Below are 23,090 nucleotides of genomic sequence, written 5' to 3' on the forward strand. Positions count from 1 at the left end.
GTTTCCCCTGCCCGCAGCACCTCCGCCGAGTCCGAAGCGAGCCGATCGAGCCGATCGATCCGGTCGATCCGGTCGATCCGGTCGATTCGATCGACTCGGGAGAGCCCGGCCCGAGGCGCCCCCACCGCAGTGGCGCTCGCCGTCCTCGCCGGCGCCCAGTTCGTGGTCGCCCTGGACTACAACATCGTTTACGTCGCCCTCCCCGACATCGGCAGCGGACTGGGCTTCAGCGCCCAGTCGTTGCAGTGGGTGGTCAGCGCCTACGCGGTGACGTTCGGCGGCCTGCTGCTGCTCGGCGGCCGACTCGTGGACCGCGTCGGCGCCCGCCGGATGTTCCTGCTCGGCCTCACCCTGTTCGGCCTGGCCTGCCTCGCGGGCGGCTTCGCCGGCAACCCCGGCGTGCTGCTGACCGCCCGCGCGGTCCAAGGCGTCGGCGCCGCGATGCTCGCCCCCGCCACGCTGTCCCTGATCAACACCGGCTTCGCCGAGGGCGCCGAACGTACCCGAGCCCTGTCGATCTGGTCCGCCGCCGGCAGTGCGGGCCTCGCAGCCGGCGCCCTGCTGGGCGGCGTGCTCACCGAACTCGGCGGCTGGCGCTGGGTGATGTTCGTGATGGTCCCGGCCGCCGCGCTACTCCTGGCCGCCGCGCCGCGCGCCCTCGGGCCGATGCCCACCACACCGGACACCCACGAGCGCGCCGGCTTCGACATCCCCGGCGTACTGCTGGCCACCGCCGGCTCGACGCTGCTCGTCTTCGGCCTGGTCAGCGGCCCGGACGCGGGCTGGACCTCGCCGCGCGGCGCCGGCGCGATCGCGCTCGGCGCGGTACTGCTCGGCGTCTTCCTGCTCGTCGAACGGCGCACCCGCGACCCACTGGTACCGCTGCGCCTGTTCGGCAACCGCAGCCTGGCCGTCGCGATGGCCGCGATCCTGGTCTTCCAGAGCGGACTCGGCGGCGCCTACTACGTCTTCACCACCTACCTCCAGAACGGCCTTGGCTACAACGCGCTGGAGACCGGCCTCGCCTTCATCCCGGTGACCGTTTTGTCGGTGATCGCCGGCATGCGAATCGGGCCCGCCCTGATCGGCCGCCGGGGCCTGCGTTTCACGCTGTTCGTCGGGATGCTCACCAACGGCGTCGGCATCGGCGCCCTCGCCCTCGGCATGTCGACCGACGGCCCGTTCGCCGCGCTGCTCCCCGGCATCCTGATCTGGGGCCTCGGCGGCGGGGTCACCTTCACCGCGCTGTTCGTCACGGCGGCCTCCGGAGTGCAGGCCGGCGAACAGGGCATCGCGTCCGCGCTCGCCACCACCGCCCAGCAACTCGGCGGCGCCGCCGGGCTCGCGGTACTGATCGCGGTGGCCAACGCCCACCTGGACCTGCACGCCGGCCCGGCCTCCCCCGCCGACCTGATCGACGGGCTGCGTACAGCCGGCCTGGTCGCCGGCGCCGCCGCCGTCCTCGGCGCCTTCCTGGCCTTCGCCCTGAAGCGCCCGAAGGCCACGGAAGCCAACTCCTGAACCACCAACCGAATCAACCGAATCAACCGAATCAACCGTAACAATCACCAGGAGCACCACAAATGACCGCAGTTCAGCCCGACCACACCACCACCCCAACCGCCGCCGTCCAAGCCTTCTTCGAGCTCTGGAACCTCCAGGACCAGCCCGCCCGCGAGGCCGCCGCGCAGCTCGTGTTCACCGACGACGCGACGCTGATCGACCCGGACTGGACGGCCACCGGCCGCCCCGAGATCACCGACGCAATCGGCGCGGCCCGCCGCGACAAGCTCGGCGACCTGCGCCTGGACCTGGCCGAGGTACTCGGCACCCACCACGACACGGCGCTGTTCACCTGGCACCTCACCAAGCCCGACGACCCGTCGACCCCACTGATGACCGGCCACGGCCTGGTCGAGCTCGAAGCCGGCCGAATCCGCCGCGCATACAACTACTTCGGCTGACCGAGCCGGCCAAGCAGGCCAAGCCAACCAAGCCAGCCAAATCGACCAAAAAGCGGCGGGACCCGACCACCAGGTCGGGCCCCGCCGCTCGCCGCCTCAAACCAAAACCTCCACCTTCACGGCCGCCTCGGCCGAAACCACCCGCCGCCGCCTCGGCAACAACTGCACCAGCGTCGCGACCGCCGCACAAAAGGCCGTCAGCAGCCACAACCCGTGCACAAACGCGTCCCGGAACGAATCGGCCGTCGGCGCGTCCCCCAGCGTGTCGTAGAACACGATCCCCACCAGGGCCACCCCCAGCGCCCCGCCCAACTGCTGGGCCGTGGACAGCAGTCCCGCCGCCGCCCCCGCGTGCCTCGGCGTGATCCCCGCCAACACGGTCTCCGCCATCGGCCCCATCACCAGCCCCATGCCGAACCCGGCCAGTGCCAGCCCCGGGATCAGCCACAACGTCTCGTGGGTGTTCGACACGGTCTCCACGAGCACCAACTGCCCAGCCCCCTGCACCAGCGCACCGGCCGCCAACACCTGCCGACCCAACTTGGCCGCGAGTTGCCCCGAGATTGCCGAGGACAGGAAGTACCCGACACCCAGGGCGATGAACAGCAGCCCCGAGTCCAGCGCCGACATCCCGTGTCCCAGTTGCAGATACAGCGCCAGGATCAGGAAGAACGCCGCGTTCACCAGGCCGTACACCAGCGCGGTCGTGACGCCCACCGAAAACGGCCGCTCCCGGAAGAGCACCGGGTCCACCAGCGGCGCACCGCCGGTGCCGGCCAGGTGGCGCTGGTACAGCGTGAACGCACCGAGCAGCAGCGGCGCGACGCCGAACGAGAGCCAGGTCCACAGCGGCCAACCCTGCTCCCGACCCTGGACCAGCGGCAGTACCACCGCGACCAGACCGAGCGTGACCAATACGGTGCCGACCAAATCCAGCCGAGTACCGCCCTCTCCACGGCTCTCCGGAACCAACTTCGGCACCAGCTTCGGCACCAACACCAGCGCAACCAGACCGACCGGCACATTGATCCAGTAGATGCTGCGCCAGTCGAGCCCGAACAGGTCGGCCTGGATCAGCGCGCCGCCGATGAGCTGACCGAAGACCCCCGCGAAGCCCATCGCAAGGCCGTACGCGGTGAACGCCTTGACCCGCTGCTCACCCACGTAGAGCACATTGACGATGCCGAGCACCTGCGGCATCAGCAACGCCGCCGCAGCACCCTGAAGCACCCGAGCGGCGATCAGCATTTCCGCGTTCCCGGCCAACCCGCAGCCCGCCGACGCAAGGGTGAACAATCCGAGCCCGATGGCGAACATCCGCCGTCTGCCGTAGATATCGCCCAACCGACCGGCGGTGATCAGCCCGGCGGCGACCGCGAGGCCGAAGCCCGCGACCACCCACTGAATCGCGGCCGGCGTCGCGTGCAGGTCCTCCTGGGTGGCCGGGATCGCGACGTTGACGATGAAGAAGTCCAGCGTGGTGATGAAGATTCCGGCGAGCAGGACGAACAACGCGCCCCACGACTGCCGGGGCGTCGATGCCGCTGCTTCGGGAACGATGGCCGTCGTGGTGGCGGACATGGCGAGTCCTTTCCGGACGAACGCGCCGCAGCGCGCGGGGGAAAGCGCGTCGAACCGACAGGCCCGAATCGGCGCACATGGGAAGAGAGATCGAAAAACGCGGGCACCACCGGCCCGCGCTCACCGCGAGGACCCCGGGGGCCGGGCTACCGTGACCCGGCCCCGGGTCCGTCAAGCGGGTGCAACAACCAACTCGAATGGGCGGCAAACCGCCACCCACACCTCACAGTCCGGCCGGCACCTTGTCCAGGAAGCCGCTGACCAGCACGATCCGACCGTCCTCGGCGACCTGGATCACATCGAAGCCGACCACGATGGCCTCCTCGCCCGCCGGCCCGAGGTTCCACGTGAAACGTGCCAGGTCGTGGTGGCCGTCCACCGGACCGCCCAGGCTGAACACCAGGCCGGCGAACTGCCCCTGGACCGCGCCGAGCGTCGCGTCGATCGCGTCGTGACCCTCGGCCACCACCAGCGGGTCCACATAGCGGGCGGCCTCGGTGTAGACCGCCTCGACCAACTTGCGTCGCGCGGCCGGGTCGGTCTCGTTCCAGGTGGCGATGTAGCGCTCGGCCAGGGCGGTGAAGTCGATGTTCGTGGTCATGGTGACCGGCTCCTCATGGTCGCTCCGGGCTTCCGGTCGTTCCGGCTGCTCCGTTGCACATGAACCTACGGACCCCCGCGCAGGCCGGAATCGGTCACGCATAGGTACTTTGGCGAGGGCGATCGGCATACGTAGGTAGACCCGATCGGTAGACCTGATCGGTAGACCCGGGGAACGGATCGGCATGCTGTACGGCAGAGACACCGAGCTGAACACGATCGAACACCTGCTCGCCAAGGCCCGCGAGGGACGCAGCGGCGTGCTGGTGCTGCGCGGCGAGCCCGGGATCGGCAAGACCGCCCTGCTCGATCACGTCATCGGCACGACCGACCTGCGGACGATCCGCGGCACCGGGGTCGAGTACGAGGCCGAGCTCCCCTACGCCGGCCTGAATCTGCTGCTCCGCCCGGCACTCGGCCGGCTCGACCGGCTGCCCGTCCCACAGCGCCAAGCCCTGGCGGCCGCCTTCGGCCTGGCCGTGGGCGAGCGCTCCGAGCCGATGTTCGTCGGCCTCGCGGTGTTGTCCCTGCTCTCCGAGTACGCCGACGACGGCCCGCTGCTGTGCGTGGTCGACGACGCGCATTGGTTGGACCGCGCCTCCACGGACGCGCTCGTGTTCGCCGCCAGGCGGTTGTACGCGGAGGGCATCGCGCTGATCTTCGCCGCCCGCGACGACCGGCACGCCTTCCCCATACCGGGCCTGCCCGAGCTGCGCCTGGACGCGTTGCGGCCCGAGGACGCGGGTGCGCTCCTGGACGGACACGCCAAGGAGTTGTCCGCCGCCGCCCGCCACCGGGTGCTCGCCGAGGCCGGCGGCAACCCGCTCGCGCTGCTCGAACTGCCGGTGTCGCTGGCCGGCGAGCGGTCCGGGGACACCCTGCGTCCGGGCGCGTTGCCGCTCACCAGTCGACTGCAGATCGCCTTCCATGGCCAGGTCACCCGGCTCGACGAGCGCACCGGGATGTTGTTGCTGCTGGCCGCGAGCGACGATTCCGGGGACCTGGGCATCCTGCTCCGGGCGGGCGCCGAGTTCGGCGCGGGACCGGCCGAGCTGGCCGGCGCCGAGGAGGCCGCGCTGATCGTCCTCGACGACGACCGGCTGCGCTTTCGGCATCCGCTGATCCGGGCCGCGGTACAGCAGCGCGCGCCGATCGATCGGCGAATGGCCGCGCACCGCGCGCTGGCCGGCGCGTTCGACGCACCCGATCACGCGGATCGGCGGGCCTGGCATCTGGCCGCCGCCGCGACCGGCGTGGACGAGCCGGCCGCCGCCGCCCTGGAGAGCACCGGCGAGCGGGCCCGGGAGCGCAGTGGCCATCTCGCCGCGGCGCTGGCCTACGAGAAGGCCGCCCGGCTGACCGCGGACCTCGACGCGCGTACCCGCCGACTCACCCTGGCCGCCGAGGCGGCGTCCGAGGCGGGCGAGTCGGACCGGTCCCGCGTGTTCGCCGAACGTGCCCTGTCCACCGCGACCGACGACCCGACCCGGGCCCGGCTGCTGCACGTTCGCGCGCTGTCCGACTTCTGGCAGGGCGCCTTCGCCGGCGCACACGAACTGCTGCACCAGGGCGCCGCGCTCACCGCCGACACCCACCCCGAGCGCGCGGCCCGGATGTTGCTCCAGTCCGTACACACCGCGTGGTACCTCGGCGAGCCGCAACTCCGGGAAACCATCGACCGGTTGACCACGCTTAAGCTGCCGCCGACCGCCTCGGTCACCCCGGTCGCCGAATTCATCATCGCCGCGTTCCCACCGAACGAACACAAACCGAACGAACACAAGCCGAGCGAAGAAAAGCCGAGCGAAGAAAAGCCGAACGAACACAAGCCGGCGGAGCACACCGAACCACCACCCGTGCTCGGCGACCTGATCCGGGTGGCCCGGCACACCGGCAACGACGAGCTGCGCGACCTGCTGCTCGCCTGCGGCGTCGGTCTGACGCTCGGTCAGGACGTGGACGCACATCGGGTCGCGGCGATGTTGGCCACCGAGAGCCGGCAACACGGCGGCATCGGCCGCCTGCCGACGATCCTGTTCTTCCTGGCCGAGGCCGAGGTCTTCGAGAGCCGCCACACCGACGCGCTCGCCACCGCGACCGAGGCGCTGCAAATCGCCCAGGACAGCGGCCAACAGCAGTGGGTCAGCCAGTTCGAGAGCGTGCTGGCCTACCTCGCGGGCATCTCCGGCGACGAGGAGGCCGCCCACCAGCACGCCGAGGCGGCCCTGGCCGGCGGCGTCGGCAGCGCGATGCCCGCCGGCGCGCCGTGGTCCGCGTGGGCCCTGGGCCTGCTGGATCTGGGCCTGGGTCGCCCGGAATCCGCGCTGAACCGGCTGGAACGGCTGGGCCGCGAACCGATCCGGCACCACATCTGCGCGACCCGGGCGATCCCCGACCTGGTCGAGGCGGCAGTCCGGTCCGGCACCCCCGAGCGGGCCCACGAACCGCTGACCCGCTTCGAGCAGTGGGCCCGGCGGGCCGGCCAACCGTGGGCCGATGCCCTGGTCCTGCGCTGCCACGCACTGCTCGCCGCCGACGACGTGGCCGAGAAACTGTGGCTCGCCGCGCTGGACCGACACGAGAGCGAACGCCGCCCGCTGGAGCGCGCCCGAACCGAGCTGCTCTACGGCGAATGGTTGCGCCGACTGCGCCGCAAGACCGACGCCCGCGACCGACTGCGTACCGCACTGGCCGAGTTCGACCGCCTCGACGCCCGCTCCTGGGCCGACCGCACCCGTACCGAACTGGGCGCAATCGGCGGCAGCGCCACCCCGCAGGGGCGACAACCCTCCGGCGTACTGGCCTCGCTCACCCCGCAGGAGCTACAAATCACCCGACTCGCCGCCCAGGGCCTGTCCAACCGAGACATCGCCGCCCAACTCTTCCTGAGCCCACGCACCGTCGGACACCACCTCTACAAGGCATATCCCAAGCTCGGCATCGCCTCCCGCACCGAACTCCCCACCATCCCCGACCTAACGCCCCACGCCGGCTGATCCCGGCCGCCCCCACTGCGCCGCAACCCACTCCAACGCCGGGTGGTCCGCCCCGCCACCGGCCCGGATGTGCTCGTACAGACCACGCAGCGCCTCCATTCCCTCCGCCGCCCACAACCGCTCGGCGGCCCGGGTCAGATTGAAGTGGAACCAGGCGAAGTTGATCGCGCCGTGCTCGAACGAGCGGTCCATGTCCGCGAGTTCGCGCAGCAGGGTGACCTCGGCCGGCAACTCGTCCACCGTCGCGGTGAACGCCCGCAGCACCGGCAGCAGTTCCGGTTCGACCCGATGCGCGTAGCCGACCATCGCCAGGTCGGCGTGCAACTCGGCGATCCACATCCCCGGATAGCCGGGCCAGGCCTGATCCTGGAACAGATGCGTCAGCTCATGCACCGCCACCAGATCGAAGTACGGCCGCAGTGCGGGTGGTTCCCCGAACACCGCGCGCAACGCCGCAGCCGGCTCGGCACCCAGATGCGGCCGAATGGCCGCGTACAGATCGGCGCCGAACCAACCATCGTCCGCCGCCACCCGCAGGTCTTCCCCGCTGCCCTGCGGCGTCCCATAGAGCGGCACCGTCGCGACGCTGTCCCAATCCGCCGCGTCCGCCACCGACAACCGGATGCGCGGCGCGAACCCCAGTCCCTCGGTCAGCCACGCGGCGGCCCGATCCACCCGCCCCGCGACGACCGCGGCCCGCTCCCGCGCCCCCGGGCTGTATCGGACCGCAACACCGAAGCCGTCGAGAGTCGCCATCGTCGCCACACATACCTCCGGGAAGAGTTCGGCGGCCACCATAGACACAGCCGACGATGCCCCACCCGAATTTCCCCGCCCCCGGAACGATCTTGACCAACCGACGGGGAAAACCGAACGGTCAGGCCGGCCGGCGCGGATCCCGCCCGGACCCGGCCAACGCCCGCTCCCACGCCGTGGCCTCCTCCGCAACGGCCACCGGCGCGGCGAAACCAGCATATTCCCGGTACATCTCGGCATACCGCACCACGATGCCCTCGATCGCCGCACCCGCCGCCGCCGACGCCCGATACTCCTGCCCGGTCGCCCGGGCCACGTCCCAGCCGTGCAGCACCAGCTCCGCGAACACCATCGCGGCGATCTCCGCCGCCGGCATCGGATTGCCGCCGCCCAGGTCGATCTCCCCCGCCCACACCTCGGGCTCGGCCCACGCCGCGACCGCCCGGCGCAGCTGCGCACCGTACGCGTCCGCCCAGTCCGCCTCGGCGGCGAAGTCCCGCTTGGTCAGCTCCTCGGGCAGCGCGGTCCGCAGCGCCCGATGCTCCAGCCCGTGCGAGGTGTACAGGACCCAGTGGTTGATCAGCGTGCGGGTGTCGTACTCGGCGCACGGCGTCGGCCCGGACAACTGCTCGGGGGTGACGCCGTGGGCGATCCGGTCGGCCTCGGCGGCGGCCTCGACGAAGAGGTGGTGAATGTTCATGGCGACGACGCTAGGCAACACCCCCGAAGCCGGTCTTGAACAAACGCGACAAGCCGACAACACAACACCACGACCGGGCACTGTCCGAGCCGCCGGCTACCGTGACGGGATGCGGATTCCCTACCGCCCGCGCGGGGTGTTGCGCACGACCGTCGCCACCGGCGACTGGGACGTGCGCCTGCACCGGCCCGCGCCCGACCTCGCGCCCTTCGTCGACCACTACTGGATCGTCCGCTGGGACCTGCGCGGACGACCGCCACACCGGCAGCAGGTGCTCTCGCACCCCAACCTGCACGTGGTCTTCGAGCAGCCGCACCCGGCGATCTACGGGGTGGTACGGGACGTCTTCGAGCGCGAGCTGAGCGGGGTCGGCCACGTCTTCGGGATCCGGTTCCGCGCGGGCGGCTTCCGGCCGTTCCTGGCCGGTCCGGTGGCGGAGCTGACCGATCGGGTGTTGCCCGCGGTCGACCTGTTCGGACCGGCGATCACCCACGTGAGCGACACCGTGCTCGACACCCCCGACGAGGCCGGCCGGGTCGCGCACGCCGAGACCTGGCTGCGCGGCACGTTGCCCACGCCGGGCGACCCCGACCCGCTGATCGCCGAGGTGGCCACGATCGTCGACCGGCTGACCGCGAACCCGACCCTGTTCCGGGTCGACGAGCTGGCCGAGGAGGTCGGCATGTCGGTCCGCCGGCTCCAGCGCCTGTTCGCCGAATACGTCGGGGTCGGCCCCAAATGGGTGCTGCGCCGGGCCCGGCTCCAGGAGGTCGCCGAGCGGGCCGAGCACGGCGCGGGCATCGACTGGGCGGCCCTCGCAGCCGATCTGGGCTATGCCGACCAGGCCCACCTGACCCGCGATTTCACCGCCACCGTGGGCACCGCGCCCGGCCGCTACGCCAGGGCCTGACCGCCCCCGCCCCGCGCCCGAGCCGGCCCCAATCGTCCCCGCGTCGTCCGCGCGCCGAGAACCCACGCCGGAAATGCAATCCTTGACGGGTGTCCACCACCCTCGTCGAAACCCAATTCCATGCCGTCCTGAGCGCGTCCGACGACGCCCTGGAGGACACGATCGACCTCGGCGCGTCCCTGCTCGCCGCCTCCGCCGCCGACTGGCCGGAGGTCTCGCGCGCGGTGCTCGCGCTCTACGAGCGCATCGCCGACGGTTGTTGGCGGCGCGGCTGGCAGCCCGCCGACGTGGTCCGCGCGGTCACCCGCGAGCTGGGCGAGCGACACGCCCCGATCGCCGCCGACCTGGTCGCCGCGCAGGCCCGGGCCTACCCCGGCACCGGCCGCCGGTGGACCGCCCAGCTGCGCGACCTGGACGCGACCACCCCGTGGTGGAGCGGCGACGACGCCTATCTCGCCGAGCTGGGCACCCGGGAGCATCTGGACCGCTTCGGCACCGCCGCCCGGGTCCTGGAACTGCTTCGCACCATCGCCCGGTTGCCCGCGATCGAACCGCTGGCCGCCGCGTCCTTCCAGGAACCCGCCCGCAAGCAGCCCGCGACCGGCGAACCCCGCCAGCTCGGCCGCATCCGGGCCCTGCTCGCCAAGGCCGAGTCGAGCGAATTCCCGGAGGAGGCCGAGGCGTTCACCGCCAAGGCACAGGAGCTGATGACCCGTCACCGGATCGACGAGGCACTGCTCGGCGCGCAGGAGGGTTCGCGCCACGCCCCCGCCGCGTGCCGGATCGGCGTGGACAACCCCTACGAGGGCGCCAAGGCCCTGCTCCTGGACGCGGTCGCCGACGCCAACGGCTGCCAGGCGATCTGGTCGAGTTCGCTCGGCTTTTCCACCGTGGTCGGCTTCGACTCGGACCTGGACGCGGTCGAACTGCTCTACACGTCGCTCCTGGTCCAGGCCACCGCCGCAATGAACCGGGCCGGCTCGCGCCACCACGAGTCCGGCCGCTCGCGGCGCACCAAGACCTTCCGCCAGTCGTTCCTGATCGCCTACGCCGACCGGATCCGCGAGCGGCTCACCGCCGCCGAGGAGGAAGCCGTCGCGGGCGCGAACGCGGCCTCGGACAATGCCCTGCTCCCGGTCCTGGCCGCGCGCGAGGTCGCGGTCAAGGAGACCACCGAGCGAATGTTCCCCACCCAGACCACGCACCGTCTGCGGGGCCGCGACGCGGACGGTTGGCGGCACGGCAAGGCCGCCGCCGACCGAGCCGAACTCGGCACCCGCACCCGCCTCGAACACGGCGAACCGGCCCGCTCGTAGCCACTACGGCGCCCACGTCCCACGCTGCGCCGGCACCGTGGGCGCGGGCGGCCCGCAGCGCCCCTCGGCCACCGCCCGATGCGCCTGACGCGCCGTCATACCCGGTCCGGCCAACGGCTCGACGTCCTCCAGGTGGAGCGGATCGCCGCACACCGAACAGACCACCTCGGCCTGCGCCTCGTGCCCCTCGGACCCACCGTGCCGATAGACCACCGGCGGCCCGGCCTCGTCCGCAAGCCAGGTATCGCCCCACTGCCCGATCGCCGCGAGCACGGGAAAGAAGTCCCGCCCCTTGGTGGTCAACACATACTCGTGCCGAGGCCGCCGCTCCTCGTACGGCACCCGGTCGAGCAGCCCCTCGTCGACAAGCCGGTTCAATCTCTGCGCCAGCACATTGCGGCCGATGCCCAGGTTCTCCTGGAGATCCTCGAACCGCCGGACCCCGTACGACGCCTCGCGCAGCACGAGCGGCGTCCACCCGTCGCCGAACAACTCGAGGACACGCGCGATGGAGCACGGCCAGGTGCCGAACGAGGTCCGCTTCATGTCGCCACATTACTGAGCGGGACGGGCTCGATACGCGATCGATCCCGCCCCGCTCAGTGTTTTTGACTACACGTCAGTTACAGCTCGCTTACCCGGCGCTTACGCGTCGCGCTTCCAACGCGGCTTGCGGTCGCCCGCCGGGCCGCCGGCCGGACGGTCGTAGTGCCCGTCCCGACGCGGCGGACGGTCGTGCGAACGCTCGCCGCCGTACGACGGCCGGTCGTTGTACGCGGGACGGTCGTTGTAGGTCGGCCGATCCCCGCGTGGCGCACGGTCGTTGCCGTACGCGGGACGGTCGGTCCGCGGCGCGCGGTCCCCGTACGACGGACGGTCGCCTCGGTAGCCACCCTCACGCCGGTCCCCGCCGCCGTACGACGGCCGGTCACCGGTACGCGGCGCCCGGTCCCCGTACGCGGGCCGGTCCCCGCCACGCGGGGCACGGTCGCCATAGGACGGCCGGTCACCCGTGCGCGGAGCGCGGTCGCCGCTGTTGTACGAAGGACGGTCGTTGTACGCGGGACGGTCGCCACGCGGGCCGCGGTCGCCCGACGGACGGTCGCCTCGGTAGCCACCCTCACGCCGGTCCCCGCCGCCGTAGGACGGCCGGTCACCGGTACGCGGGGCACGGTCGCCGTAGGCCGGCCGGTCGCCGCGCGGCGCACCACCACGACGGTCGCCGCCGCGGTCGCCGCCGTAGGGCGGACGGTCGCTGCCGCGGTCCCCGCGGTCGCCTCGGTAACCACCCTCGCGCCGGTCGCCGCCACGGTCGCCGCGGTCGCGGTCCGGGCGCTCGTAGCGCTCGGTGCGCACCGGGGCGTCGCCGTTCTTGGCCGCCTCGGCCAGCTCGGCGGCCTTGCGGCGCAGCTCGGCGGCCTCGGCCTTGAGCTCGATGATCCGACCCGCGAGCCGCTCGGCCTCGGCCTCGGCCTCGACCGCGGCGTCCGCCACGGACTGCGCCTTGACCTCGGACAGCGTGCGCGCGCCGGTCAGCTTGCGCATCTCCGGGTCGTTGGAGCCCTGCACCCGAAGGCGGGTCGGCTCGACGCCGGCGTCCTCCATCAGGCGGTCCACCGTGCGGCGCTGGTGCGGCAGCGCGAGGGTGACCACGGCGCCGGCCTCACCGGCACGCGCGGTACGACCCGCGCGGTGCAGGTAGTCCTTCGAGTCGGCGGCCGGGTCCACGTGCAGGACCAGGTCGATGCCGTCGACGTGGATGCCGCGCGCGGCGACGTCGGTGGCGACCAGGACCGGCGTGCGGCCCTCCTTGTACTCGGCCAGCGTGCGGGTGCGCGCGCCCTGGGTCATCCCGCCGTGCAGCGCCTCGGCCCTAACCCCGGCCTCACGAAGCTGCTGGGCGACGCGGTCCGCGCCGAACTTGGTCCGCACGAAGATCATCGTGCGCCCGCGTCGGGCCGCGATGGCGGCCGTGACGTACGTCTTGTCCTTGGGCTGTACGACCAGCACGTGGTGCGACATGGTCGTCACCGAGGACGCGTGCGGGTCCACCGAGTGGGTGACCGGGTCGACCAGGTACTTGCGCACGATCGCGTCGACGCCCTTGTCCAGCGTCGCGGAGAACAACATCCGCTGACCGCCGGCCGGGATCAGGTCGAGCAGCGCGGTGACCTCGGGCAGGAAGCCCATGTCCGCCATCTGGTCGGCCTCGTCGAGGATGGTGATCTCGACGTTGTCCAACACGGCCGAGCCGCGGTCCACCAGGTCCTGGAGCCGACCGGGGGTGGCGACCAGGATCTCCACGCCACGCTCGAGCGCGAAGATCTGCTTCGGCATCGACATGCCGCCGGTGACCGTCTTCATCCGCAGGTCGAGGATCCGACCGTAGGGCTCCAGCGCGTCGTGCACCTGCATGGCCAACTCACGCGTGGGCGTGAGGATCAGCGCGAGCGGACGACGGGCGCGCGCCTTGCGACCCGAAAGCCGGGTCAACATCGGCAGCCCGAAGCCCAGCGTCTTGCCGGAACCGGTCCGGCCGCGGCCGAGGATGTCCTTGCCGGCCATCGCGTCCGGCAGCGTCGCGGCCTGGATCGGGAACGGGTGGGTCACCCCGCGGCGCGCGAGCGCGTCCACGACGTCCTTGTGCAGCCCGAACTCGGCAAAGCTGGGGCCGGTCGGCTCGGGCTTGTCCGCGACCTCGTCGACCGACTCGCCCTCGACGCCCGCCTCGGCGTCGTCGTCGGCGTCGTCATCGATGGCCTGGTCGGCGGCCTCGTCGGGGTCTTCGTCCGCATCGGCGTCCGCCGCGGCCTCGTCCTGCGCCGCGAGCTCGGTGTCGCCGTCATTGGTGTCGTCGTGCTCGACGACCTCGGTAGCGATCTCGGTAGTCTCCGAGGCGACCTCGGTCACCTCGGCTGCCTGCGCATCCGCCACACCCTCCTGCACCTCGGCACCTTCGGTGCCGGGCATGGGCGTAGCAGTGTCATTGGCATAGGGGGGCATGCAAAACCTTCCGGATGCGGCCCGTCTCGAAGGTCCGCAGCCGAAATGTGGTCGCACGAGAAAGCGACACTTCTGCGGAGCACCAGAACGAGCCTACGAGGCGCCGCGGCTCACGGCGGCGCCTGGATATGGGCAAAGCGATTCACCAGCGTACCCGATCACTGCTCGTTTACGCCTATCGGGTGCGTTCGTACTCCACCCGCAGGCGCGCGTCCTCGGGTACGACGAGCAGCCTCGGCCGCTGCCACGTCCAGTGCTCGGGGAGTAGGAAGAGCGTCCCCGAGGTACGCCGCAGCAAGCGCAGACCGGTGTACCGGTAACGATAGGAAGCGCCCGTTTCTTCCTCGACCGCGACGCCGTCGTCCGGTCGCATCCGCAGATCCTGCACCGAGTAGAGCACCACGCCGGTCCGCCGGTGCAGTTGGTGCGCGACCGCCTTGCCCGCGTAGCGCCCCGACATCCGCCCGTACGTCCCCGCCGCCCAGAACAGACACAGCACCACCGCTGCGGCCGTGAGCACCGCCGTGAGCGACCAGTGCCGGCCACCACCCCCGGACCCGCGCCGATGCGCGCCGATCCGCCGGGACAACAACACCCCGTACACGCCGATCGACAACCCCACCACCAGCCCGCCGGGCAGCAGCAGCGCCCACCACCGCGCGCCCCACCCGGGCCACCGCAACGTCGCCGCCCACAGCGCGCCCGGCACCACGAACCACGCGCAACGCAGCGCCCAGGTGAACCACGCGGCGATCCGCCGGTGTCGGCGCAGCCGGATCAGCAGCCGAGGGTGCGCCACCCGGAGCGCCAACAGCCCGCCGACGACCGCGAGCAGCGGCCGACACAACGTGCGCAGCCCGTCCGCGACATACTCCGGGGTCGGCGTGCCCAGCACGCTCTCGTCGAACCCGAGGTAGTCGGCCCGGGCCGAGGCCCGCGCCCACCCGAAGTGGTAGAGCAGCCCCGCGAGCACCAGCGCGCCGAGCACCAGGATCGCCACGAACTGCCGCCCCGCGCCCGCCGATCGCTCCTCCGGGGCACTGCGTGCCACCTCGGTCCGGGCGGTCTCCGCGGTCCGCTGCACCCGATGCGCCGACTTGCGCCGCCGCGCCGACCGCCGAGCGGGCAACGGCGATCCCGGCCCCACGCCGGGCCCGACCGGCGCCGGCCCGGGCTCGCCGAACCATTGGGTGAGCATCGGCACCGGGTCGCCGTACGACACCTCGGCAACCTCGTCGGCCAGCCTGCCGCTCACCACGAACGGCACGAAGTCCGGGGCCGCCGTCGGGACTTGGTCCACCTGCCCACGGGCGTCGCGCGATGCCTGCGGCGCGCCGGCCGCACCGTCGCCCGCGCGCTCCGCCCGCGACTCGGCCGGCTCGGGCGGACTCGGGTCGTCCCACGCCTCACCCGGCAGCGGCCGGTACGGCAGCGGACTCGGCGTCGGCCGCCACTCGCCCCGCGCCCGCGGCACCACCACATCGGACTCGCCCACTCGGGTGGACGCCCGGGTTCCCGGAAACTCGGGCTCGTCGTCGGCGAAGTCCGGCATCGGCCCGATGTCCCCCTGCGTGGTCACCACTTCAGCATGGGCACCGGCCGAGCCCGGCTCCAATTTCGCCCCACCGCCGATCACCCATTCGGCGGCAGCGCGTGATGGCGCACCGGGAGCGCACGAGAACCACGACAGCGCGGCACTAGCGTGAGGGGGTGTCCCAGACCCGAGTGCTCGCCGCGATCTCCCTCGGCGGCGCCATCGGCGCGCTGGGTCGCTGGGGACTCGCGCAGGCAATTCCGCACACCGGCACCACGTTTCCCTGGGCGACCCTGCTGACCAACGTGGTCGGCTGCCTGCTGATGGGCGTGCTGATGGGGATCACCCCACCCGACCCGCTGCTCCGCCCGTTCCTGGGCACCGGGGTGCTGGGCGGCTTCACCACGTTCTCCACGTTCGCCGTGGAGACCCGCACCCTGCTCGCCGGCCACGCCTGGACCGTCGCCGGGCTCTACCTCGTCGGCAGCGTCGTGCTCGGCCTGGCCGCGGTCCGCGTCGGCCTCGCGCTCACCCACCACCGCTACGGAGCCGCCGGGTGATCCCGCTGATGGTGGTCCTGGGCGCACTGGTCGGCGCCCCCGTGCGCTATCTGACCGACCGCTGGGTATCCACCCGCTGGAAGTCGACCCTCCCGTGGGGCGTACTCCTGGTGAACGTGTCCGGCTCGCTGATCCTGGGCGTGCTCACCGGCCTGGCCCCCGACGCACGCATCGCCACCCTCGTCGGCACCGGCTTCTGCGGCACCCTCACCACGTTCAGCACGTTCGGCTACGCGGCGGTGCAGATCCACACCGTGGGCCAACACCTGATCGCCTCGCTCTACGTACTGCTCACCCTCACCCTGGGCCTGGCCGCCGCCGCCATCGGCTACGCCCTGGCCCACTGACCCTCAGCCGTACCCGTGCTCGTGCAACCACGCGTCCCCGATCCCGAAGTGATGCGCCACCTCGTGCACCACGGTCACCTCGACTTCTTCGACGACGTGTTCGTACGTCTCGCAGATCCGCAGGATCGGGTTGCGGTAGATGGTGATCCGGTCCGGCAGGACACCCGCGTACCAGCCGGCGCGCTCGGTCAGCGGGATGCCCTCGTAGAGGCCGAGCAGGTTGGTCCCGTGTTCGCCGTCGGGGCGGGGGTCGTCCTCGACGAAGATCGCCACGTTGTCCATCAGCCTGGTCAGCTCGGCCGGGATCCGGTCCAGGGCCTCGGCCACCAGTTCCTCGAACTCCTCGCGCGACATGTCCAGCACTCCCCCATTCTGCGGCCTCCGCGCCCCCGTTCGCGGGCGCGACCGCGCGCCCGCGGCGACCCCCGGATATCCGCTTTGCAAGCGCCGGCGAAAACCCCGTATAGTTCGGGACGTCCCCGACGGCAACAAGACGCCGGACACGGCCAACAAGCCCCCATCGTCTAGTGGCCTAGGACGTCGCCCTTTCAAGGCGGTAGCACGGGTTCGAATCCCGTTGGGGGCACGCAACAAACCCCCTCCGGGGGGCCGCAACAAGCCGGACAGCCAGTACGGTAGGGTTCAACACGAAACACCGCGAGCGAAGCCCGAGGAAACAACGGCGGACATCGCAGAGGTCCTGTGGAGCAGTTTGGAGTGCTCGTCACCCTGTCAAGGTGAAGGCCGCGGGTTCAAATCCCGTCAGGACCGCAAGATGGAAAGATCGGGGCGCCGAGAGGCGCCCTGATCCATCGAGGCCAGGTAGCTCAGTTGGTACGAGCGTCCGACTGAAAATCGGAAGGTCGGCGGTTCGACCCCGCCCCTGGCCACCGCGCCAGTGACATCGACGCCCCAGACGAGATCTCGTCCGGGGCGTTTCGCGTTGTCCGGGCCGGCCGCCCGACGCACTCACCCGCACGGGTTCCGCACCCGGCGCGCGCTCGTGTCCGCGCCGCTCGCACCGGAGTTCGTCGGGATACTGCGCTCATGAGCGCCGCCACCGGTCCCGATCCGATGCCCACTCACGATCCGCACGACGAGGGCATGGGCGCCCGGCTGAACTGGCTGCGGGCGGCGGTGCTCGGGGCCAACGACGGGATCGTGTCCACCGCGGGCCTCGTGGTCGGCGTCGCCGGCGCCACCGACGACCGCAACCAGTTGCTCACCGCGGGGCTGGCCGGACTGCTCGCCGGATCGTTGTCGATGGCCGCGGGCGAATACGTCTCGGTGAGCACCCAGCGGGACGCGGAGCGGGCCGCGCTGGTCCAGGAGCGCCGCGAGCTGACCGACGAACCGGAAGCCGAGCTCAACGAGTTGACCGGGCTCTACGAACGCCAGGGGCTCACCCCGGCGTTGGCGCGCGAGGTGGCCGAGCAACTCACCAAGCACGACGCGCTCGCCGCGCACGCCCAGGTCGAACTCAAGATCGATCCGGACGAGTTGACCAACCCGTGGCACGCGGCCGGCGCGAGCTTCCTGGCCTTCACCGTCGGCGCGTTGTTGCCGCTGCTCGCGATGGTGCTGCCGGCCGCCTCGACCCGGCTGCCGATCACGGTGGCCGCCGTACTGTTCGCCCTGGTGTTGTGCGGCTGGAGCGGCGCCCGCCTCGGCGGCGCCCCACCCGGGCGCGGCATCGTGCGCACCGCCGCCGGAGGGCTCCTGGCGATGGCGGTCACCTACGCGGTGGGCAGGCTGCTCGGCGCGAACGGAGTCTGATTCGCCACAGAGTCCGATTCACCGCAAATTGATGGCGAAAAGTATGTTTAAAGTGGACCCATGAGCCAACTGTTCGACGCCGGTCCCCCCGGCTGCCCACTCGCGGGCGTCGTGGACGTGTACCTGCCCCGGCTCGCGGAGTTCGCCTTCGAACCGGGGCTCGTGGCCGCCGTGGACCAGCACGCGGCGGCGGTGCGCACCTCGCTGGCCGCCGACGGCACGGGCCTGATCCCGCGTCAGCTGCGCCGCGAGGACCTGGCCGACTACGTGCTCGGATTCACCGATGTACTGGCCGAAGCCGACTGGCGGGAGCCAGTCGGCTACGACTTCGCCGCGCTGCGCCTGACCGCCGTGTGCTGGCTGGTCCGCGAACACGACCTGCTCGGCTGAGCGCCGACTACCGGCGCTCCTCCCGGGTCTGCGCGGGCTGTCCGGCGATCGCGTCGGCGCGGCCCTGCTGGTAGGCATTGACGCTGGCCCGCGCGTTGGTGCTCTCGCGCTCGGCGACATCGAGCCAGCGGTCCCAGCGCTGCCGCATCGGCTGCACCAGGCCGCCGCCGACGCCGACGATCAGGATGCCGGCGATGGTGGCGAGCGCGGCGGTGAGCACCGGGCCGGTGATCGCGCCGGCGATGCCGGCCTGACCGAGCGCGGCGATCACGCCGAGCGCCACGATGAAGGCCCATGCGATGGTGCCGAGGGTCTTCCCGTAGGAAACCGCGCCGAGGGCCGAGCGGACGATGTCGCGCACCGCGCCCGCGATGGCCATCGCGATCACCACGATCACCAGCGCCACGATGCCGCGCGGCAGCCACAGCACGATGGCCCGGATCATGTCGCTGATCGGGTTGGGTCCGAACACCCCGAAGCCCAGTTGCAGCGCCATCAACAGGATCGCGTAGTAGATGACCTTGGCGACGATGCCGGTCGCGTCGTACTTGGATCCTTCGAGGGTCCTGGCGACCCCACCGCGCTCGGCCACCTTCTCGAAGCCGACCTTGCGCAGCACCCGGTCGACGATGCGCGCGATCACCTTCGCGACGAACCAGCCGATCGCCAGGATCACGAGGAACGCGATCAGCTTCGGCACGAATGTCGCGAAGGACGACCACGCGTCCGTGAACCCCTTGCTGAAGTCGACCGACAGCGCAAGATCTTGGTTCTGTGTCATGGCGTCCCTCTTCACTGAGGTCTCCGCGCGTCACAGTGGTCACGCGCTCTCCCTCAAGTGGTAACACCGAGTATCCGAGCCTGCACGCGGAGCGCTGTGCCCCTACTCCACAGTGATGAGCGGACCGGCGCCGAACCCACCGCACCGGTGCGGGCCACCGGCCACCCCGCTCGCACACAGTCACGAAGGCCGGCGATTCGGCGAGGTCCGGATCGTGGCCGGAATCCGTGAATACTCACTCAGCGTGTTCGGCCGGCGATTTCGATCCGGGTCCGTTCGAATCCGCCTCGACCGCCGCCGTCGACTCCACCCCGGCCCGCCCGCGCGGCCCGCCCCGGACCGGTCGGCCGGTCACCGCGATCACCGCCCACCACAGCCCGCTCCGACGGCGTCCGGGCCACCGGGCGCACCGGCCGACACCCCGGCCGACCTCCGGGCGCGGGGCTGCCGCCCACACGGGCCGGCGCGGCCGGATTGTGGCGACCCGAATCACCCTCGCCGCGCAGTGGTTCGAACCATCGGCGCGAGTGGGCCCGAGGCCCGACGATGACGTCCATGTGACCAAGGTCACTGTTTCGATTGGAAATGGTTTTCATCGGCGGCCGGAAATCAACCGCTCATTCTATGTGATATTTTACTGTAGACCGTCGTGAATCCCCGGCGATGAGGCGACGAAGCGGGCCGAGCGAGACGGCCGCCCGCCGTCGGCACCCGAGCCCGACGTGCTCGAAACCCCGCGACGTGGCCGAAGCCGCGCACGTGGGCCGCCGAACCCGCGCCGGCCCGGCCCGAACGCACAAAAGAGTGCTGCACCGGACCCGGCGGGATCCGGTGCAGCACTCAGGGGAAAAGCTTTTCGACGCAGCCCTCAGGCTTCGCTGCGCTGCTGCGGAATGCCCGCGAGCAGGGCGCGGACCTCCACCTCGCGGTAGCGACGGTGTCCGCCGAGCGTGCGGATCGACGTGAGCTTGCCGGCCTTGGCCCAGCGCGTCACCGTCTTGGGGTCGACGCGGAACATGCTGGCAACCTCGGCCGGCGTCAGCAGCGGCTCGGCATCAGGCGTACGAGCGGTCATGAGCGGCCTCCTCGGGAGAACCGAACCAACACGGTTCTTTCTTCAAATTCTGCACCTTGACCCACGATGTCCTAAATAGTTCACGAGGGCCAAGTCGGTTATAGGACGAACGGCTTGTCCTTCACAGTACAAGTACACCATCCGCCGCACCCGGTTGGTCAAACCGCCGGAATTGGCATCCCAGGGTTCAAGCCACGCGATCCCGAAGGACCAGGCATAGCGGACAGTCACCCGACTGTGACGATGAGTCACTCGGACCCGATCGACCCCTCGTGCCCACCCCGCCCCACCAGCAACGAAGTATCCCCGATGACCCGACCCGGCCAGACCGACTACATCTGGTTTGTCCTTTTCATCATATACGAACCATTCGCTGGCGTATGCACCGTGTTGTGAGTCGATCTCCGTCAACCTGGAGGGCTGGGAGTCCCACAACTCGAACCAGCAGGTTGAGAGGCTTTCAGATCGTGGGGCGACTGAACACGAAAGAGTGACGACGGTCACGCCGAAACTTCATGAAATGCGGACGCTTGCTCAGCTCGCGTGCTCCAGCGCGCGTACCGATTGCCAACGCTCCGTAATCCTGCGGTAGGCCGCCGATGCTCGCGCTCCGTCACCGGACCCCAGCGCGGCGAGGCCCTCCGCGACGTCCGCGACGGAGTTTTCCGCGGCCGGATCGTCCGCCCCGAGCAGCCGCACCAGACCCCCGTAGTCGAGTTCGACCAGCGCGCGCGGATGGAACTCCTCCAGCCACCGGCCCACGCTCTCCAGGCCGGTGATCAGCGCGCCGTCCTCGACCGTGTCCCGCAGCACCTTCAGCGCCCGGGCCACCCGTCGCCGCGCCTGCACCATCGGCGTGCGGTAGTAGAGCTCGCCGGGTCCGGCCGCGGCGCCCTCGGCCGCCGGCACCAGCACCCGCTCGTCGGGGGCGAACAGTACGAACCAGCGCACCGGGACGTGCCACGTGCTGCTGTGGATGTGCGGATGCACGTCCGGATGCGCGGACTTCCACCGCTCGTGCTCGACGTGTGTCTGATCGATGACCATCCGCGGCCAGAACACGTCGAGCACCGTCGCCGGATACTCCCGGCGCAGCTCGGCCAGCGCCGTCCAGCAGCGCAGCCGGGTCTGCCGCGGGCAGATCACCGGGATGCCGTCCAGGACGTGCACATAGGCGTCCTCGCTCTCGTGCGGCGGGGCGATCACCGGAGGGGTGGCCAGGAGGTTCTCCAGGCCGCTCCGGTGCTCCTGCGCGGTCAGCCCGGCGGGCGAGGGCGGCTCGGGCGCCGCGGGGGTGCCTGTCGGCCGTGTGGCGACGTAGGCGGCCCAGCGGGCGCGTTCGGGTTCGGGAAACGCGGCAAGCGGCTCGTACACCCGCAGGTACGCCGCGTAGGGGGCAACCACCGAAGTCCGCACGAACGAATCTTGGCACGTCCGCGAAGCCTGGACGTGGAGAAGGTCCAACCCGGTGATCCGCACGGGTTCTAGGCTTGAACCGCCGCGCAGTTCCGCGCGGCGACACGTCACCACGCACCCATGGAGTCACCACAGTGACGGACAGCATGGACGGCCCCGGCGGCACCACGTCGGGCCTGGTGTTCGGCAGGTCGACCGGCCACGAACAGGTCGTCTTCTGCCAGGACCGCGCGAGCGGACTGCGCGCGATCATCGCGATCTACTCCACCGCCCTCGGACCCTCCCTCGGCGGCACCCGGTTCCACCCCTACGAGAGCGAGGAGGCGGCCCTCGCGGACGTGCTCAACCTCTCGCGCGGGATGGCCTACAAGAACGCCCTCGCCGGGCTCGACCACGGCGGCGGCAAGGCCGTGATCATCGGCGACCCGAACCGGGACAAGACCGAGGTGCTGCTGCGCGCCTTCGGCCGCTTCGTCCAGTCGCTCGGCGGTCGCTACATCACCGCCTGCGACGTGGGCACCTACGTCGACGACATGGACGTGGTCGCCAAGGAGTGCGCCTACGTCACCGGGCGCTCGCCCGCCGACGGCGGCGCGGGCGACTCGTCGGTGCTCACCGCCTACGGGGTCTTCCAGGGCATGCTCGCCTCCGCCGAGCACCGCTGGGGCACCCCGACGCTGCGGGGGCGCCGGGTGGGCGTCGCGGGCGTCGGCAAGGTCGGCCGGCACCTGGTCGGGCATCTGGTCGCGGACGGCGCCTCGGTGGTGGTCACCGACGTCGACGAGCGCGCGATAGCCAGGCTGCGGCAGGAGCACCCCGAGGTGGACGCGGTGGCCGACACCGACACCCTGATCCGGCTCCCGGACCTGGACGTCTACGCCCCGTGCGCACTCGGCGGGGCGCTCAACGACGACACCGTGCCGGTGCTGACCGCCGCCGTGGTCTGCGGCGCGGCCAACAACCAGCTGGCCCACCCGGGGATCGAGAAGGCGCTGGCCGAACGCGGCGTGCTCTACGCGCCCGACTACCTGGTCAACTCCGGCGGGGTGATCCAGGTCGCCGACGAGCGGCACGGCTTCGACTTCGAGCGGGCCAAGCGCAAGGCGACGGGGATCCGGGCGACCACCGCGCGGATCTTCGCGCTGGCCGACGAGGAGGCCGTGCCGCCCGCCGTCGCGGCGGACAGATTGGCCGAGCGGCGGATGGCGGATGTGAGCCGCCTGCGTGACATCTACCTCCAAAGCTGACCGACACGGTATCGTCAGACCCGGCAAAGGACCCCAGATCAGGCCCCTGACCAGCCGGAACGGCACAGCCCGGTCGGGGTCCGAGCCCCGCTGTCACCCATGCGACGTACCGTCCGGCGGCGGAAGCAGGTACCGTTA

Annotated in this window: 21 protein-coding genes and 3 tRNA genes; 13 read left to right on the forward strand and 11 right to left on the reverse strand. The window is 71.3% G+C overall.

Annotated elements, in window-relative coordinates:
- Positions 1–129 precede the first annotated feature (129 nt).
- On the forward strand, positions 130–1,521 hold the full coding sequence (locus ABIA38_RS03115; RefSeq protein ID WP_424636818.1) for an MFS transporter: 1,392 nt from the start codon (positions 130–132) through the stop codon (positions 1,519–1,521).
- 62 nt (positions 1,522–1,583) lie between these two features.
- Positions 1,584–1,964, forward strand: coding sequence for a nuclear transport factor 2 family protein (locus ABIA38_RS03120; RefSeq protein ID WP_424636819.1), 381 nt, complete (start codon positions 1,584–1,586; stop codon positions 1,962–1,964).
- A gap of 96 nt (positions 1,965–2,060) precedes the next feature.
- Here ABIA38_RS03120 and ABIA38_RS03125 read toward each other — a convergent pair whose 3' ends face one another.
- Positions 2,061–3,545 (reverse strand): MFS transporter, encoded by a 1,485-nt coding sequence (locus ABIA38_RS03125; RefSeq protein ID WP_424636820.1) that lies wholly within the window; start codon positions 3,543–3,545, stop codon positions 2,061–2,063.
- 223 nt (positions 3,546–3,768) lie between these two features.
- Positions 3,769–4,146 carry a nuclear transport factor 2 family protein gene (locus ABIA38_RS03130; protein ID WP_424636821.1) on the reverse strand — a complete coding sequence of 126 codons (378 nt, stop codon included), beginning with the start codon at positions 4,144–4,146 and terminating at the stop codon, positions 3,769–3,771.
- Between the two features lie 184 nt (positions 4,147–4,330).
- Between ABIA38_RS03130 and ABIA38_RS03135 the strand changes: the two genes are divergently transcribed.
- On the forward strand, positions 4,331–7,141 hold the full coding sequence (locus tag ABIA38_RS03135) for an ATP-binding protein (protein WP_424636822.1): 2,811 nt from the start codon (positions 4,331–4,333) through the stop codon (positions 7,139–7,141).
- Here ABIA38_RS03135 and ABIA38_RS03140 read toward each other — a convergent pair.
- Together ABIA38_RS03140 and ABIA38_RS03145 are read right to left on the reverse strand one after the other, a co-directional pair.
- Positions 7,121–7,897, reverse strand: coding sequence for a hypothetical protein (locus tag ABIA38_RS03140; protein WP_424636823.1), 777 nt, complete (start codon positions 7,895–7,897; stop codon positions 7,121–7,123). The two genes, ABIA38_RS03135 and ABIA38_RS03140, sit on opposite strands and share 21 nt — an antisense overlap.
- Positions 7,898–8,018: 121 nt before the next feature.
- Positions 8,019–8,597 carry a TIGR03086 family metal-binding protein gene (locus ABIA38_RS03145; protein ID WP_424636824.1) on the reverse strand — a complete coding sequence of 193 codons (579 nt, stop codon included), beginning with the start codon at positions 8,595–8,597 and terminating at the stop codon, positions 8,019–8,021.
- Between the two features lie 109 nt (positions 8,598–8,706).
- Between ABIA38_RS03145 and ABIA38_RS03150 the strand changes: the two genes are divergently transcribed.
- Both ABIA38_RS03150 and ABIA38_RS03155 read left to right on the forward strand, forming a co-directional pair.
- On the forward strand, positions 8,707–9,507 hold the full coding sequence (locus ABIA38_RS03150; protein WP_424636825.1) for an AraC family transcriptional regulator: 801 nt from the start codon (positions 8,707–8,709) through the stop codon (positions 9,505–9,507).
- Between the two features lie 89 nt (positions 9,508–9,596).
- Positions 9,597–10,823: a DUF2786 domain-containing protein gene (locus ABIA38_RS03155; protein ID WP_424636826.1), complete on the forward strand. Its 1,227-nt coding sequence runs from the start codon at positions 9,597–9,599 to the stop codon at positions 10,821–10,823.
- A 3-nt stretch (positions 10,824–10,826) separates the two neighbouring features.
- Here ABIA38_RS03155 and ABIA38_RS03160 read toward each other — a convergent pair whose 3' ends face one another.
- The 3 genes from ABIA38_RS03160 to ABIA38_RS03170 form a co-directional block, all read right to left on the reverse strand.
- The gene (locus ABIA38_RS03160; RefSeq protein WP_424636827.1) at positions 10,827–11,369 is read right to left on the reverse strand and encodes a winged helix-turn-helix transcriptional regulator; all 543 of its coding nucleotides are present in this window, start codon (positions 11,367–11,369) and stop codon (positions 10,827–10,829) included.
- 99 nt (positions 11,370–11,468) lie between these two features.
- Positions 11,469–13,793 carry a DEAD/DEAH box helicase gene (locus ABIA38_RS03165; protein WP_424636828.1) on the reverse strand — a complete coding sequence of 775 codons (2,325 nt, stop codon included), beginning with the start codon at positions 13,791–13,793 and terminating at the stop codon, positions 11,469–11,471.
- Between the two features lie 208 nt (positions 13,794–14,001).
- The gene (locus ABIA38_RS03170) at positions 14,002–15,405 is read right to left on the reverse strand and encodes a hypothetical protein (RefSeq protein ID WP_424636829.1); all 1,404 of its coding nucleotides are present in this window, start codon (positions 15,403–15,405) and stop codon (positions 14,002–14,004) included.
- A 131-nt stretch (positions 15,406–15,536) separates the two neighbouring features.
- On the opposite strand from ABIA38_RS03170, the gene ABIA38_RS03175 reads away from it, so the two are divergent.
- Both ABIA38_RS03175 and ABIA38_RS03180 read left to right on the forward strand, forming a co-directional pair.
- Complete coding sequence (locus ABIA38_RS03175; RefSeq protein ID WP_424636830.1) at positions 15,537–15,920, forward strand: fluoride efflux transporter FluC; 384 nt, start codon at positions 15,537–15,539, stop codon at positions 15,918–15,920.
- On the forward strand, positions 15,917–16,267 hold the full coding sequence (locus ABIA38_RS03180) for a fluoride efflux transporter FluC (RefSeq protein ID WP_424636831.1): 351 nt from the start codon (positions 15,917–15,919) through the stop codon (positions 16,265–16,267). Before ABIA38_RS03175 ends, ABIA38_RS03180 begins: the two co-directional genes overlap by 4 nt.
- A gap of 3 nt (positions 16,268–16,270) precedes the next feature.
- Here ABIA38_RS03180 and ABIA38_RS03185 read toward each other — a convergent pair whose 3' ends face one another.
- Entirely contained in the window at positions 16,271–16,630 is a 360-nt protein-coding gene (locus ABIA38_RS03185; RefSeq protein WP_424636832.1) for a metallopeptidase family protein, read from the reverse strand.
- Positions 16,631–16,780: 150 nt separating this feature from the next.
- On the opposite strand from ABIA38_RS03185, the gene ABIA38_RS03190 reads away from it, so the two are divergent.
- The 5 genes from ABIA38_RS03190 to ABIA38_RS03210 all read left to right on the forward strand — a co-directional run bounded on the left by ABIA38_RS03190 (position 16,781) and on the right by ABIA38_RS03210 (position 18,433).
- A tRNA-Glu gene (locus ABIA38_RS03190) sits at positions 16,781–16,853 on the forward strand.
- A gap of 110 nt (positions 16,854–16,963) precedes the next feature.
- A tRNA-Asp gene (locus tag ABIA38_RS03195) sits at positions 16,964–17,038 on the forward strand.
- A gap of 45 nt (positions 17,039–17,083) precedes the next feature.
- Positions 17,084–17,157: transfer RNA gene (locus ABIA38_RS03200), tRNA-Phe, on the forward strand.
- 157 nt (positions 17,158–17,314) lie between these two features.
- Complete coding sequence (locus ABIA38_RS03205) at positions 17,315–18,043, forward strand: VIT1/CCC1 transporter family protein (RefSeq protein WP_424636833.1); 729 nt, start codon at positions 17,315–17,317, stop codon at positions 18,041–18,043.
- A gap of 60 nt (positions 18,044–18,103) precedes the next feature.
- Positions 18,104–18,433: a DUF6401 family natural product biosynthesis protein gene (locus ABIA38_RS03210; RefSeq protein WP_424636834.1), complete on the forward strand. Its 330-nt coding sequence runs from the start codon at positions 18,104–18,106 to the stop codon at positions 18,431–18,433.
- A gap of 7 nt (positions 18,434–18,440) precedes the next feature.
- Here the strand turns inward: ABIA38_RS03210 and ABIA38_RS03215 are convergent, their stop codons facing one another.
- The 3 genes from ABIA38_RS03215 to ABIA38_RS03225 all read right to left on the reverse strand — a co-directional run bounded on the left by ABIA38_RS03215 (position 18,441) and on the right by ABIA38_RS03225 (position 21,705).
- On the reverse strand, positions 18,441–19,214 hold the full coding sequence (locus ABIA38_RS03215; RefSeq protein WP_424636835.1) for a mechanosensitive ion channel family protein: 774 nt from the start codon (positions 19,212–19,214) through the stop codon (positions 18,441–18,443).
- An 868-nt stretch (positions 19,215–20,082) separates the two neighbouring features.
- Positions 20,083–20,289: a developmental transcriptional regulator BldC gene (gene bldC, locus ABIA38_RS03220; RefSeq protein WP_020555617.1), complete on the reverse strand. Its 207-nt coding sequence runs from the start codon at positions 20,287–20,289 to the stop codon at positions 20,083–20,085.
- A gap of 534 nt (positions 20,290–20,823) precedes the next feature.
- Entirely contained in the window at positions 20,824–21,705 is an 882-nt protein-coding gene (locus ABIA38_RS03225; RefSeq protein ID WP_424636836.1) for a hypothetical protein, read from the reverse strand.
- A 146-nt stretch (positions 21,706–21,851) separates the two neighbouring features.
- Here ABIA38_RS03225 and ABIA38_RS03230 point away from each other — a divergent pair, with 146 nt between their 5' ends.
- Positions 21,852–22,952, forward strand: coding sequence for a Leu/Phe/Val dehydrogenase (locus ABIA38_RS03230; RefSeq protein ID WP_424637173.1), 1,101 nt, complete (start codon positions 21,852–21,854; stop codon positions 22,950–22,952).
- The last annotated feature ends 138 nt before the right edge of the window (positions 22,953–23,090 follow it).

It is taken from the genome of Embleya sp. AB8 (genome assembly GCF_049739465.1).
In the GTDB taxonomy this organism is placed as follows: domain Bacteria; phylum Actinomycetota; class Actinomycetes; order Streptomycetales; family Streptomycetaceae; genus Embleya.

Coding starts and splice junctions, on each gene's coding strand:
- ABIA38_RS03130 (WP_424636821.1), bottom strand. CDS start 4,146: ATGACCACGAACATCGACTTCACCGCCCTGGCCGAGCGCTACATCGCC.
- ABIA38_RS03165 (WP_424636828.1), bottom strand. CDS start 13,793: ATGCCCGGCACCGAAGGTGCCGAGGTGCAGGAGGGTGTGGCGGATGCG.
- ABIA38_RS03125 (WP_424636820.1), bottom strand. CDS start 3,545: ATGTCCGCCACCACGACGGCCATCGTTCCCGAAGCAGCGGCATCGACG.
- ABIA38_RS03215 (WP_424636835.1), bottom strand. CDS start 19,214: ATGACACAGAACCAAGATCTTGCGCTGTCGGTCGACTTCAGCAAGGGG.
- ABIA38_RS03230 (WP_424637173.1), top strand. CDS start 21,852: ATGGACGGCCCCGGCGGCACCACGTCGGGCCTGGTGTTCGGCAGGTCG.
- ABIA38_RS03150 (WP_424636825.1), top strand. CDS start 8,707: ATGCGGATTCCCTACCGCCCGCGCGGGGTGTTGCGCACGACCGTCGCC.
- ABIA38_RS03205 (WP_424636833.1), top strand. CDS start 17,315: ATGAGCGCCGCCACCGGTCCCGATCCGATGCCCACTCACGATCCGCAC.
- bldC (WP_020555617.1), bottom strand. CDS start 20,289: ATGACCGCTCGTACGCCTGATGCCGAGCCGCTGCTGACGCCGGCCGAG.
- ABIA38_RS03210 (WP_424636834.1), top strand. CDS start 18,104: ATGAGCCAACTGTTCGACGCCGGTCCCCCCGGCTGCCCACTCGCGGGC.
- ABIA38_RS03140 (WP_424636823.1), bottom strand. CDS start 7,897: ATGGCGACTCTCGACGGCTTCGGTGTTGCGGTCCGATACAGCCCGGGG.
- ABIA38_RS03135 (WP_424636822.1), top strand. CDS start 4,331: ATGCTGTACGGCAGAGACACCGAGCTGAACACGATCGAACACCTGCTC.
- ABIA38_RS03120 (WP_424636819.1), top strand. CDS start 1,584: ATGACCGCAGTTCAGCCCGACCACACCACCACCCCAACCGCCGCCGTC.
- ABIA38_RS03160 (WP_424636827.1), bottom strand. CDS start 11,369: ATGAAGCGGACCTCGTTCGGCACCTGGCCGTGCTCCATCGCGCGTGTC.
- ABIA38_RS03145 (WP_424636824.1), bottom strand. CDS start 8,597: ATGAACATTCACCACCTCTTCGTCGAGGCCGCCGCCGAGGCCGACCGG.